General features: G+C 46.2%; 14 protein-coding genes and 5 tRNA genes. 12 read left to right on the plus strand and 7 right to left on the minus strand.

The window, feature by feature from the left end; all coding sequences use genetic code 11:
• Nucleotides 1-9: 9 nt before the first annotated feature.
• Entirely contained in the window at nucleotides 10-549 is a 540-nt protein-coding gene (gene folE, locus VC28_RS06935; protein ID WP_049630004.1) for a GTP cyclohydrolase I FolE, read from the plus strand.
• Nucleotides 550-555: 6 nt separating this feature from the next.
• On the opposite strand, the gene VC28_RS06940 is transcribed toward folE, so the two are convergent.
• From VC28_RS06940 to VC28_RS06965, 6 genes are all read right to left on the minus strand, one after another.
• Nucleotides 556-1467, minus strand: a complete 912-nt coding sequence (locus VC28_RS06940) for a DUF4892 domain-containing protein (protein WP_049630005.1) — start codon at nucleotides 1465-1467, stop codon at nucleotides 556-558.
• Between the two features lie 69 nt (nucleotides 1468-1536).
• Complete coding sequence (locus VC28_RS06945) at nucleotides 1537-2427, minus strand: alpha/beta fold hydrolase (protein WP_049630006.1); 891 nt, start codon at nucleotides 2425-2427, stop codon at nucleotides 1537-1539.
• Between the two features lie 116 nt (nucleotides 2428-2543).
• On the minus strand, nucleotides 2544-3023 hold the full coding sequence (gene sixA / locus VC28_RS06950) for a phosphohistidine phosphatase SixA (RefSeq protein WP_049630007.1): 480 nt from the start codon (nucleotides 3021-3023) through the stop codon (nucleotides 2544-2546).
• Nucleotides 3024-3392 carry a DUF4389 domain-containing protein gene (locus VC28_RS06955; RefSeq protein WP_049630008.1) on the minus strand — a complete coding sequence of 123 codons (369 nt, stop codon included), beginning with the start codon at nucleotides 3390-3392 and terminating at the stop codon, nucleotides 3024-3026.
• Between the two features lies 1 nt (nucleotide 3393).
• A complete protein-coding gene (locus VC28_RS06960) occupies nucleotides 3394-4419 on the minus strand; it encodes an NAD(P)H-dependent glycerol-3-phosphate dehydrogenase (protein ID WP_049630009.1) in 1026 nt (341 codons plus the stop codon).
• Between the two features lie 507 nt (nucleotides 4420-4926).
• Nucleotides 4927-5427: a flavin reductase family protein gene (locus VC28_RS06965; protein WP_049630010.1), complete on the minus strand. Its 501-nt coding sequence runs from the start codon at nucleotides 5425-5427 to the stop codon at nucleotides 4927-4929.
• A gap of 332 nt (nucleotides 5428-5759) precedes the next feature.
• On the opposite strand from VC28_RS06965, the gene VC28_RS06970 reads away from it, so the two are divergent.
• The 11 genes from VC28_RS06970 to VC28_RS07020 all read left to right on the plus strand — a co-directional run bounded on the left by VC28_RS06970 (nucleotide 5760) and on the right by VC28_RS07020 (nucleotide 11102).
• A tRNA-Pro gene (locus VC28_RS06970) sits at nucleotides 5760-5836 on the plus strand.
• A 36-nt stretch (nucleotides 5837-5872) separates the two neighbouring features.
• Nucleotides 5873-5949 (plus strand) — tRNA-Arg (locus VC28_RS06975).
• Between the two features lie 93 nt (nucleotides 5950-6042).
• Nucleotides 6043-6118: transfer RNA gene (locus VC28_RS06980), tRNA-His, on the plus strand.
• Between the two features lie 176 nt (nucleotides 6119-6294).
• Nucleotides 6295-7140 (plus strand): bifunctional methylenetetrahydrofolate dehydrogenase/methenyltetrahydrofolate cyclohydrolase FolD, encoded by an 846-nt coding sequence (gene folD, locus VC28_RS06985; RefSeq protein ID WP_049630011.1) that lies wholly within the window; start codon nucleotides 6295-6297, stop codon nucleotides 7138-7140.
• 79 nt (nucleotides 7141-7219) lie between these two features.
• Nucleotides 7220-7540 (plus strand): hypothetical protein, encoded by a 321-nt coding sequence (locus tag VC28_RS06990; RefSeq protein WP_053094165.1) that lies wholly within the window; start codon nucleotides 7220-7222, stop codon nucleotides 7538-7540.
• 105 nt (nucleotides 7541-7645) lie between these two features.
• Nucleotides 7646-8407 carry a tRNA pseudouridine(65) synthase TruC gene (truC, locus tag VC28_RS06995; protein ID WP_049630012.1) on the plus strand — a complete coding sequence of 254 codons (762 nt, stop codon included), beginning with the start codon at nucleotides 7646-7648 and terminating at the stop codon, nucleotides 8405-8407.
• Nucleotides 8407-9102, plus strand: coding sequence for a 16S rRNA pseudouridine(516) synthase RsuA (rsuA, locus tag VC28_RS07000; RefSeq protein WP_049630013.1), 696 nt, complete (start codon nucleotides 8407-8409; stop codon nucleotides 9100-9102). Before truC ends, rsuA begins: the two co-directional genes overlap by 1 nt.
• Nucleotides 9099-10166, plus strand: a complete 1068-nt coding sequence (locus tag VC28_RS07005; RefSeq protein ID WP_049630014.1) for a methyltransferase — start codon at nucleotides 9099-9101, stop codon at nucleotides 10164-10166. Before rsuA ends, VC28_RS07005 begins: the two co-directional genes overlap by 4 nt.
• Nucleotides 10167-10340: 174 nt before the next feature.
• Nucleotides 10341-10416 (plus strand) — tRNA-Asn (locus tag VC28_RS07010).
• A gap of 139 nt (nucleotides 10417-10555) precedes the next feature.
• Complete coding sequence (locus tag VC28_RS07015) at nucleotides 10556-10837, plus strand: pyrimidine/purine nucleoside phosphorylase (protein WP_049630015.1); 282 nt, start codon at nucleotides 10556-10558, stop codon at nucleotides 10835-10837.
• 189 nt (nucleotides 10838-11026) lie between these two features.
• A tRNA-Asn gene (locus VC28_RS07020) sits at nucleotides 11027-11102 on the plus strand.
• Between the two features lie 78 nt (nucleotides 11103-11180).
• On the opposite strand, the gene VC28_RS07025 is transcribed toward VC28_RS07020, so the two are convergent.
• Nucleotides 11181-12722, minus strand: coding sequence for an alpha/beta fold hydrolase (locus tag VC28_RS07025; protein ID WP_049630016.1), 1542 nt, complete (start codon nucleotides 12720-12722; stop codon nucleotides 11181-11183).
• Between the last annotated feature and the right edge of the window lie 10 nt (nucleotides 12723-12732).

A 12732-nucleotide genomic window follows, 5' to 3' on the forward strand; every position in this document is an offset into this window, starting at 1 on the left:
GAGCTTTCAATGAGAGAACATTTTGCAAACATAATCGCCGGGATTGGCGAAGATTTAACCCGCCCAGGCTTATTGGATACACCCGACCGCGCCGCAAAAGCCTTTCAATTCCTGACTCGCGGATACAACCAGACATTGGAAGAAGTAGTTAATGATGCGCTCTTCCCCTCTGATTCCGACGAAATGATCCTGGTGAAAGACATCGAGCTCTACTCTCTATGCGAACATCACTTGCTTCCCTTTATCGGAAAAGCACATGTCGCCTATATCCCTACCGGGAAAGTATTAGGGTTGTCAAAAGTTGCACGGATTGTGGATATGTTCGCCCGTCGCTTACAAATTCAGGAACAATTGACGGTACAGATCGCCGAATGCATTCAGGAAATTACCGGAGCCTCCGGCGTGGGTGTCATTATTGAGGCGAAACATATGTGCATGATGATGCGTGGCGTGGAAAAGCAGAACTCGTCAATGAAAACTTCTGCTATGCGCGGCAGTTTCCGCAGCAGCCAGGCAACACGCAATGAATTTTTATCGTTGATTCGCTAGGCCGTATCAATCTGTTTCAACCTTAACGATTTCTACTCGCGCGCTCCTGTCGCCTCTTCCGGCGGGAGCCAGACTACCCAAGCCATAACTACTCATACGCTGTGCAGCAACTCCCTGCTCCAATAACTCCGCTTTTAATTGCTCAGCATAGGCAAGTGAATACTGTTGCTGCTGCTCCAAAGAGACTGGGGCATAATCGTGCCCAACCAATGCAATCTCCCACTCTGGCTCAAGCGCCAACACATCCACCAGCGCCTTGATATGTGCAGGCTTTATTTGAATAGGCCGATCTGTTTTCACATTCCCCACAATCAAATCAGGAAATACATAATAGCCATTGGCATGCAGGGATTTAATAATCGATTCAGGACTTGATGCGATACCTAACTCAATCACTTTGTCGGTATGCAACACATCAACTTGCAAATACACGCGTTTATTGCCTCGCTGCACTGCGTAAAGCGAAACATAGAAAGGTTTTGCATCAGCGGTAATTACTTCATAGGCACCGTATTGCTGGTGCTGATCCAATCCATACAACTGCAAAATTTTGAAATGGTTATTGGCCCAGGAATTACTGGTACCGCAATCACGGCTTTTACAGTGAAATAACTCACGCACATTAAACGCGTGCAATTGATCCAGATAAAAATCGAACCCTTTACTGGCACCATGGCCCTCTGGTAACTCCAACGTATAACGCGCAAGCATACCTGCCAATCGCTGTTGACGATCAACGCGCCAGCTGCCCGCAATTTTTTTGTAGCTGCTTAAAGCCAATACATAATCATCATTAGCAGCAATGCTTTGGAACATAATCCGTGCGCGAGGATAGTGTTCTAGTGGCAATTCAGCCGCAAATGAAGCGAAAGGGATACATGCAACAATCAAGCTTGAAACGAGTAAACGGAATTTCATAGGCTCTCACAACACAAGATTCAACATTGACCGCTAATAAGCTAATAAATTGGCCAGCAATAAAATGCATTATTGTTTGGTTTGCCACTGTTTCACAAAAGAGGAAAAAAACAGATTGAGTTTTTCGGCAACTTGATCGACCTGCTGCTCCATATGCAAGTGATGCCCACCAGACAACACTTCAAAATCAATATGAGGAAACTGTTTTACTTCATGCAAATAATTGGCATAAAGTTTTGGCAACCCATCTTCTGCTAGCAGCAGTTTTACAGGAGCAGACACCGCATTCACAAACGAGCCCAACTGTTCTGCCGATAACTTGATAACCGATGGTGCCAATAAGCGAGGATCAGTACTCCACGAATAACCATCGGCCTTTGGCACTACGCCACGCAACGTCAAAGCACTTGCTGCAGCATTGCTCAGTGGAAACATGCCGCGTTCACGCGCCTTGATAGCAATTGTAAGATCGGGATACACCGACGGTGTTTTTTGTTGCTGTGCCCTGAGCCCCGTGATCGCCGCCGCCAATTGCTTGGGGGCATCTTGCGGTTTTGCGGGCTCAGGCAGAAGCCCTTCAACCAACCCTAGTGCAATAAAACGCTCGGGAAAAGCACCCGCCGCAAGAGTACCTATAATCGCACCGCGTGAATGACCCAATAACGCAAAACGCTCCCACCCCAGATAGTCTGCAACCGCGAGGACATCATTAATATCATCCCAAGGTGTATAGGCCATTTGCCCCGGACGATGTGAGCTTTGCCCATGTCCGGCCATATCCAGAGCAACAATATGGAGATTGTGCAAGCGAGGCGCGAGCGCATAAAAACTGGAGGAGTTGTCCAGCCAGCCATGCAACGCCAGCACGGGTAAATGATGCGCCTCTCCCCACTCTTGCGCGGCGAAATCCATACCATTTACGGTAAAAACCAGTTCGCGCGGTTTGGTTGTTTGCACCATAACGTTCACTCAGGCAATCGACAAGGTAATCATTTATGTTCTTTTTAGAGAGTTACATTTAGAGCGTTATTGCATTGGGTTTTGCAAAAGAACCCGGGAAGCCAAACACCAAAAAACTAACTATCTACAGGTGCATGCTCAAGCCAGCGCAAATTGCCAAGACCTGCTGCGATCACATCACATTCAATAGCAGCCAGAGAACTTGTTCCCATGGGATAAAAATGATCGGCTTTACCGCATAGTCGGTTAACCAATAGCCCCACCAATGGTTGATGGGTCACCAGCAAAATAGCATTGTTGCTATCCAACAAGGGCAGCTGGGTCAACCAATCCAACAATAGTGAGGGACTTGCCTCAGGAACCAAAAGCGGTGTTGTTTGAATTGCCACAGCAGGAAAAAAATTCTGCGCAATTTCAGCAGTTTGCTGCGCACGCACTAAAGGGCTTGCCCATATCTGTGATACCCCTTTCATGTTTTCTACACGCGTACGCAAGACTACTGATGTATCACTGCGGCCTTTGGCAGTTAGAGCACGAGCCTCGTCCGTCGTTACCTGAGACTCTGCGTGTCCGTGCCGCAGAAAGTAAACGATCATTTATTCTGTCGCCTGATCTGGTGCACTAGCCAAACGCTTTGGCGACTCTTGCACAGAAGGAGTCGCTTCTGGATTGCTAGGCGCATCTCGTTTTCCTGTAGGCCAATCAGCAAACGGGAAAGGTTTTTCTTCACTGCTGTAACACAAAAATTTCAATACATCGTAAATGTAAGTTGATAACGAATGACCAAAGCGGCGCAAATGTTGATTGTCTTCGCCTGTGATGAGGGAAAATAAAAATTGTGCAGCAACCAAAATCCACATTACTAAACTGGCTAACTGTAATACCGCTGCGAATAACAACATAAACACCAGGCGCAACCAATGCTTGCTAGATGTCAAATTGGATTTTAATTGTTCATTGTCCATTTCAATTACCTCTTAAATATTCAACATCATCTGCTTGCTCGCCCACCATCAAACCATGAGCAACCTCAGCAATTGCTTTGCCTTCAAATAAAACCGCATGCAACCCGGACACCAGCGGCATGTATACACCCAGCTCATCCGCTTTGTGTTTTACCTGATGGAGAGTGTTAACGCCTTCCGCCACCTGTCCTAATGATGCAACAATTTCATCTAACGGTTTACCCTGTCCCAAGGCAAATCCAACACGATAATTACGGCTCAAGTCCGATGTGCAAGTCAAAATCAAATCGCCCACACCGGCCAACCCTAAAAACGTCATTGGATTTGCACCCATTACCTGCGCAAAACGTCCCATCTCTGCAAGACTGCGAGTCAGTAACATCGCCTGGGTGTTGTGCCCGGCTCCTAGGGCAGCAGCCATACCGCAGATAATAGCGTAGATGTTTTTGAGCGCACCGCCCAATTCAACGCCGTACCGATCATGATTGGCGTAAACGCGGAAGCTACGCGACTTCAAGGTCTGCTGGACACAATTAATCACAACATCACTCTCACTCGCGATCACTGTGCCTGTCTGCTGCTGCTGTACGATTTCTTTTGCAAAGTTAGGCCCGCTAAGCACTCCGATCTTATGATCAGGAAGCTCCTGCTCAAGGATTTGACTCATCAAGGTAAAACCATGCCCCTCCGGCTCTATACCTTTGGCAGTACTTACTACCATAGTATCAGCACCCAACAGTGGCTTAATTTGTCTAACGACAGCACGAAATGAATGACTGGGTATAGAAACAAATACCAGATTGGCCCCCGTGATCGTCTGTGCCAAATCAGCGGTTATTACCAACTGCTCATGCAATTGGTAACCAGGTAAATAGCGTGTATTTTGATGCTCTGCCTGGCACTGCCTGGCCTGTTCCTCAGAACGCATCCATAAGTAGGTATGATGGCTGTTACACGCAATAATATTGGCAATTGCCGTACCAAAACTCCCACCACCCAGCACAGCAACCTTCAATCGTTCGCTCATAGATAAACCCAGTCATTCAATCAGAAAAAATTCACACACATTGTTGTGACTTGTTACGAAACAAGATAGATAACACACAAACTGTAACTTTTTTGCACAAAAAATTTCATCAAAATTTTGTCCACATTTTCTGTGGATAACTTAGTGGATAGTTTTTGGGAAACCGCCCAAAAGGCCTGTAAAATCTGCACCAGATACAAATTGACTATATTTTAGCCAACAAAAAATTTTCCTTATTTATTAATAACTTATAATAAAAAACAAGTAAAAAAAGCCATTTTTTTCCGATTATGCTCACATCATGAGCAAGATATTGATTTAAGACCAACAGGTGTGCATAAAGAGTTAGTGGCCATTAACCTTAAACACGCGATAGACACGAAACATTCATATTGCAAGCTGATTTTTGACAAAAAATTTTCTGTATCTTGCCCTCTGAAAACCATCTAGCGAGAACACCTGTAATCACTCAAATCAACGCGAGGAAACAACACGCTATGCGCCCGGCTACTGGCGCTTGAATGCACCATAACTACCATCGGCATAAAGCAGCGGATTTACATCTACCTCATTAAGAATCACTTTATGGATCACTCCGATAACAATTTTATGAGTGCCATAGGTTGTGACATGATCTGTCTGGCAGATAAATACGGCCTGGGCATCTGACAAGACAGGAAGTCCGGTATCATCATCTTCCCAGTTCCCTACCTCAAAACGATCCTGAGTTGGCGCACGACCTGCACAGATATTGGAAACATCCTGATGCTCAGCCGACAGAACATTCACTGCGAATTGACTCCCTAGCGTAGCAAGATGCCCTTGTTGAGAGACAAGCTGGTTGATACAGACCAGTAAAGAAGGGGGTGAATCAGAAACAGACGTCACAGATGAAACTGTCATTGCAAATCGTTGTTTATCAGCGAGAGTGGTGGAGAGAACACACACACCTGACGCCAACCGACGCATACCAAGTTTCATCGCAACAGCTAAATTATTGTTTTGCATAAAGTCTCCCAAACAGGTAATCGCGTATTCTGACGAGCCGATGCTACACACACAAGCCCGATAACCAGAGTGACATACAGAGGGATATTGAGGGCAATAGGCAAAACACAATCAGAGAAAAGATAAAAAGCTATTAGCCAAGCGTCAGGCTTGCACCTAAATAACATGCAAAGGACAAAGCAATTCACAGACATTGAATAGTGGCTGTACAAGCTGATTAGATTTTAACTGAACGAGCTAAATATTTTATTTTGTTGTGTTTTTTCCGTTGACGAGCCTAAGTCTCATCGCTAATATGCGCACCACTCGAAACGCAGTCTGTTTTGAGTTGTCGGAGTGTAGCGCAGCCCGGTAGCGCGTCTGTTTTGGGAGCAGAATGTCGGGGGTTCGAATCCCTCCACTCCGACCATATTTTTATCGAACCTGCCAAGGTTTGCTCCAGCATGTGCCCGTAGCTCAGCTGGATAGAGCACCCGCCTTCTAAGCGGGTGGTCGCAGGTTCGAATCCTGCCGGGTGCGCCATTTGGGCAATTAATTACTCGCCCACACTTCACTTGATAAACTTCTGTTGGGATAAAATCCCATCATATGGATGTGTTGCTTGTTCTCGCTACGGTGGCTGTAGCTCAGTTGGTAGAGCCCTGGATTGTGATTCCAGTGGTCGTGGGTTCGAACCCCATCAGCCACCCCAATCCCCGTAATGATCTTATATCACCCCTCTCCACTTTCCTTATTTTGCAATTCTCCTCAAGCTCACTATTTCCATACAGCAATACTAATTTCCTTGGCGCTCTATACTCACTGTGGGAAAATGCGCGACCTCAAACCTTCACCTTTCTTAATTTACTACACAGGTAATTAGCGCCCATGTCCGCACTTGTATTGGATGGCAAAGCCCTTGCCGAAAAAACTGAACAGGAACTCTCTGCTCGCGTTGCTGCTTTAAAAGCGCGTAGCAATGGCCAAACCCCTATTCTGGCGACCATTCTGGTGGGTGATGACCCAGCTTCTGCGACCTACGTGAAAATGAAAGGTAATGCCTGTACCCGTATTGGTATGGAGTCATTGAAGGTGGAGATGCCTTCATCTACCACAACCGAGCAATTGCTTGCCAAAATCCAGGAATTAAACAACAACCCCAACGTTCACGGCATACTGCTGCAGCACCCGGTTCCGCACCAAATTGATGAGCGCCAGTGCTTTGATGCAATCAGCGCAGAGAAAGATGTAGACGGCGTAACCTGTTTGGGTTTTGGCCGTATGAGCATGGGTGAAGAAGCTTATGGTTGCGCAACACCAAAAGGCATTATGCGCTTGTTGGAAGCTTACGGAATTGAACTCGCAGGCAAGCACGCTGTAGTGGTTGGTCGCAGCCCTATTTTGGGTAAACCTATGGCACTGATGCTGCTTAACGCCAACGCTACCGTCACCATCTGCCATTCACGCACACAAAATTTACCGGCACTAATCAAGCAGGCCGATATTCTGGTTGGCGCTGTGGGCAAACCGGAATTTATTAAAGCCGAGTGGATTAAAGATGGCGCTGTTGTTGTCGATGCGGGCTACCATCCCGGTGGTGTGGGCGATATCGAATTGAAGCCGTTGGTTGATCGCGTTGCTGCTTACACGCCAGTTCCCGGCGGCGTTGGCCCAATGACAATCAACACATTGATTTACCAAACCGTAGACTCGGGCGAAAAGAAAATCGGTTAATGTTTTCTGTTGCATCGCTCTAATATTGCTGCCCATTATTGTTCGTATCGCCATTTAACTTTTAAGGAGTAAAGATCAAATGCGTAAATTTCTGTTGGTTGGTAGTTTGTTGGCAGTGAGTGTTTCTGCTACTGCAAATGATGCAATTAAATATACTTGTAAGATGGGCAATGCAGAGCGTGTTATTGAAGTCGCTTATACATCAACCGACAAACCGGTGCCTTGTACAGTGAACTATACGAAGGGCGGAAACGCTCAAACATTGTGGAGCTATGAGAGCACCGAAGGCCAATGCGAAGCGAAAGCGGCAGAGTTTGCCGAAAAGCAAAGCGGTTGGGGATTTAGCTGTACCGCTGAATCCAATGGCAATGCAACCGAAGCAGCAACAAGTGCGCAATAATTTTTAGCGCTGCTTATGCGTTACCGATAAAAGCAGGCACTCGCCTGCTTTTATTTTTACAGCCCGATATCTTTAAAAACCAAAACCATTTTATAAGCCAACGCAATGACCGAGACACTGCCGATTATTTATCGCGATGAATATCTGGTTGCCATCAATAAACCGGGCGGCTTGTTGGTACATCGCAGTGAAATTGATCGACATGAAACACGCTTTGCCGTGCAGTTGTTGCGCGATCAACTCGGGCAATTGGTATACCCGATTCACCGCTTGGATAAACCGACAGCTGGTGTATTGGTATTTGCACTTTCGCCAGACGTTGCACGGCAATTAGGCGATATTTTTAGCCGTCATGCACTGACAAAAACCTATATCGCACTAGTGCGCGGCTTTGCGCCCGGGCAAGGTATTATCGACCATCCGTTAGTTGAAGAGCTGGATAAATATACCGATAAAAAAGCACGCACCGATAAGCCAGCACAAGAAGCCATAACCGAATTTAAAACACTGGCGCAAATCGAATTTCCGTTTAGTATCGATAAGTATCCTTGCACCCGCTATTCACTGGTTCAATGCACACCAAAGACCGGCCGCAAGCATCAAATCCGCCGCCATATGAAACATATCAGCCATCCGATTATTGGCGATGCAAAACACGGCAAGGGTAATCACAACCGCTTTTTTCAGGAAAAATTTACGTGCGACGGACTAATGCTCGCATCGACTGAAATGCAATTTATTCACCCAATCACCCGCGAGCCGCTGACATTAACGGCACCGCTCGCACCAAAATTTACCCGAATAATTCACCAATTTGACTGGGAACATGCCCTACCCTCTAATTGGATTACCGCTCAGGATCACTAATGCGTCTCGATAAGTTTCTCAGCCAAAATAGCGATTCATCACGCTCACTTATCCAGCAAGCGATCAAAGCAGGCAGAGTCAGCGTGAATGATGTTATCGCCAAAAAAGGTGATCAAAAATTGGTTGGCGACGAAATCATTACGCTTGATGGCAATATCGTTGAACCATTTAAAACCCGCTATTTAATGCTGCATAAACCACTGGGTTATGTGTGCGCCAATAGCGACAGCGATCACCCGGTTGTAGTGGATTTAATTCGCTTGCCGCGTTGGCAAGAATTACAAATTGTGGGGCGTCTGGATATTGATACGACCGGATTGGTGTTATTAACTGACGATGGCCAATGGAATCACCGCATCACTTCACCTCGTCACGAATGCGACAAGGTCTATCGCGTCACTACTGCTAACCCGATAAGCAATGACACTGCCGCACTGTTTGCTGCCGGTGTACAACTGCACGGTGAGAAAGCGCCTACACGCCCCGCACAGCTGGAATTACTATCCAGCCATGAAGCGCGCTTGAAAATTCATGAAGGGAAATACCATCAAGTCAAACGTATGTTTGCAGCAGCAGGCAATCTCGTAGTGGCACTGCACCGCGAAAGCATTGGCGGTATTCAATTAGATCCCGCATTAGCGCCCGGCGAATATCGCGCACTAACCGAGCAAGAAATAAAGAGCGTAGCACCATGAATGATTTAGCCCTGAATTGGATTACCCGGGAATTAACGGCAATTCACGCCGATAAAAACGCGCGTTTTCTGTGGTGTACCGATGAAAATGCACTCAACACCCTACCTACTGCTTTACATGAAGAACAATTATTGGTGCTAACCAATCGCTGGGATGTTGCCGAGCAAGCAAAAGCGCGCGGATTCACGACAGAGTTCAATGATTTTGATTGCAGTGAAATCGCCGATAACAGCCTTGATAAAATTTTTTATCGTGTGTCAAAAGAAAAACCTGTGGTACATCACTTGTTCAACCAAGCCTGGCGCTGCCTGAAGCCCGGAGGGAAATTATTATTGGCAGGCTATAAAAACGAAGGGACTAAAACCTATATCGAAAAAATCGCCAAGTTGTTTGGTAGTGGGAAAAATATCGTAAAAAATGGCCCGGTTTATTCTTCCGAGCTTACTAAATACACGGAATATAATGCAGCGGAGTTGTTGGATGATAGCGACTACCGGCAGCCGCGCCTTATTGCATCGGATTCAGGGCTACAGCTGCACAGCAAACCGGGGTTATTTGGTTGGAATAAAGTAGACGCAGGCAGCGCATTGCTTATTGAACAACTCAAGCAATTATCCCCCCAGCCAAATCCGCTCAATACCTGCGTTGATTTGGGTTGTGGTTATGGATACCTGGCCATAGCAGCAGCGAGCCTCGATATCTGCAGCAGTATCAACCACTGGATAATGACCGATAACAACGCGGCTGCGCTGCAGCTTGCCCGGCAGAACCTGCAATTCAATCAGTTAAATGGCGACATTATCGCAGCCGATGCAGGCAAAGGCATAAATGCAAAAGCCGACCTACTGCTGTGCAACCCCCCCTTTCACCAAGGATTTGGCATTGATGGTGACCTGACCGACAAATTCCTCCTGAACGCCAAACACCTATTGGCCCCGCAGGGGATAGCACTTTTTGTGGTGAACCAGTTTATCCCACTGGAGCGCAAGGCCGCACCGCTCTTCAAGGAGATAAACACACTGGCCGATAATGGTAGTTTCAAGGTCATTAGCTTGGCCAATTAACGTACTCCCCAAAACACCATCGCGCAGCAGTGACTAGCAAAAACACAAGCTGGGGAATTAATAGACAGCTTTGAATTCATTGGTATTTTTTCAGGCCATAGGCGCTAAAAAAGGGTTGACCAACGAAAGTCGCCTCTATATGATGCGCTCCACTTCCAAACAGGAAGTCACCGATCCGCCTTAGCTCAGTCGGTAGAGCAAATGACTGTTAATCATTGGGTCGCTGGTTCGAGTCCAGCAGGCGGAGCCAAAATTAAACGAAAAAGGCCGCATAAACATGCGGCCTTTTTTGTGCGCGAGAGTTTTATCATCGCAAGCAGCCATCAACAATTGCAGCAACCGTTGTTGGATTCCGATAACAATTCCCACTCTTCTTAATGGAGCACCCTATGTTTAAAGTGAACGAATACTTTGGTGGCGCAGTGAAATCTATCGCTTTCCAAACCGAAACTTTGCCTGCCACAATTGGTGTGATGGCAAAAGGCGACTACGAATTCGGTACCAGCCAAAAAGAATATATGACTGTGGTAAGTGGCAGCCTGACGGTTGTGTTACCAGGTAGCGATAAAGCAGAAACATTCTCTGCGGGACAAACCTTTATTGTTGAAGCGAACCAACGTTTCAAAGTATCTGCAGATGTGGAAACATCTTATCTCTGCAAATACGAATAGTAATACCGTAATCAGCAGCAAAATAAAAAGGACGCAAATGCGTCCTTTTTTGTATTTCATCGCCATGCTTTTTCACAACACGTTTTTCAAAAAAACATCCACATACTGCGCAACCGATTGAGCAGCGGATATTGACCAACGGATAGCGCATCGCTATCATGCGCGCCTCTTCAGCATGAAGAGCATTATTCCGCCTTAGCTCAGTCGGTAGAGCAAATGACTGTTAATCATTGGGTCGCTGGTTCGAGTCCAGCAGGCGGAGCCAAAATTAAACGAAAAGGCCGCATATTTTTATGCGGCCTTTTTGTTTTTCATTTCAGTCTATTTTTCATTACTGCTTCTTTTAATCACTGCCTAATGATGTGACTTTTTTCTGCTGCTTTGTGCCTCCCGACAATTCATCGCCTTCAGCGCATGCGATAAATTTTTCCTGAGGCTGGTCAAAAAACCTATCCAAATTCTCCAATAAGCACACATCGCTTGCCAATACAGCGTGAGCAAGCTGTTTACGAACTCGCAATTGTGTTTGTGGCCATTGTTGATGGATAGCTTGCGCCCAACTGACAGGTGTGACGGGGTCCAAAGTGCCTGCCAACATTAACGTGGGCACCTTGGGTTCCACTGCAAGCAGGGATGATTCACTCTGCAGCTTATGACAAAGCTGGTAGCGCCATTGATCACGGGTGTAATTCTGTAACAGAGGATATCGCGTGAGCTCAGCAATAAAGTCCGCTTCTGATTGCACCGGATTATCAGCACAATCTACCGCCATAAACGTCAGACTATTAAAATCACTGCTCATACTTTGATTTACATAAGGTTCAATCAATGGTTTTAGCAATGATGTTCGATGCTCACGAACGGCACGCATCGCATCAATTATTTTTGGCCAATCAATTGGATTATAAACAGCAGCAAACGTTGCTGATAAAAATCGATGATCATTGACTACGAACGTTACCGGGGCTTCGCCATCCCACCGGGGCACAGTCAATGTAAACGGCTCAACTTGCAAGTGCGAAAGCACACTTAAAAATTGCTGTTCAATCGACTCAATACTTTCCAAGCGACCAAAACAGTCTTTTTGCGCCGAGCAGCCATGAAAAAAATGCCTAAGACCATCATCTAACATTTGTGGCCAGGTTTGCACGCCGCCGAAACCTGCAGGATAAACTGAGTCCAACACCATCGATTTTAGTTTTATATCGTGAACGAATTGCTGCTCTTGATGTGCGATTTCAAGTGCAAGACGAGTACCGTAAGAAACACCAAGGATATTCCACTCGGGATAACCTAACTCTGCCATTAATGCACGTACATCTTGTGCTGACCTTTGGGTACTTAAATTGCGATAATCCAATGCCGGGGCAATATTCGCAGCTTTAGCAAAACATGCCGATGCCACATCAAAACCCTGCGATAACTCATCACGCAGAGAAATATTTTTTTTCAATAGTTGCTGATTAAACTGATTATATTCACTGCAAACCAATGCTGGCTTGCTGCGCCCGGTGCCACGAGTATCCAGCAAAATAAGATCGCGCTGTAATTGAGAAAAGCGCATCCAACTCAGCCATTGTTTGATGCCATCACCATGTAAACGCGCACCTGCACCAGGCCCACCCTGTAAATACACAACAGGATCAGCGCGAACTTGTTCTGCGTCACTATGCAAGATCACGACGGGTAAAATAAATCGTCCGCTGCTATCAGGTGTGTGCAATTCGCCACAAGTGATGGTTGCAGTCCAATCAGCATCAAACCAGCAGGCTGTTTTGAAAAAACGATACTTGTTTTCTTCAACCGTATTGACCAAGCGATCAGCAGTTGCAGATTGAAAATAAAAAATATATCCAGCTATTGATGCAACCAATAACACAAACACGGATACAAAC

The organism is Cellvibrio sp. pealriver (genome assembly GCF_001183545.1).
In the GTDB taxonomy this organism is placed as follows: domain Bacteria; phylum Pseudomonadota; class Gammaproteobacteria; order Pseudomonadales; family Cellvibrionaceae; genus Cellvibrio.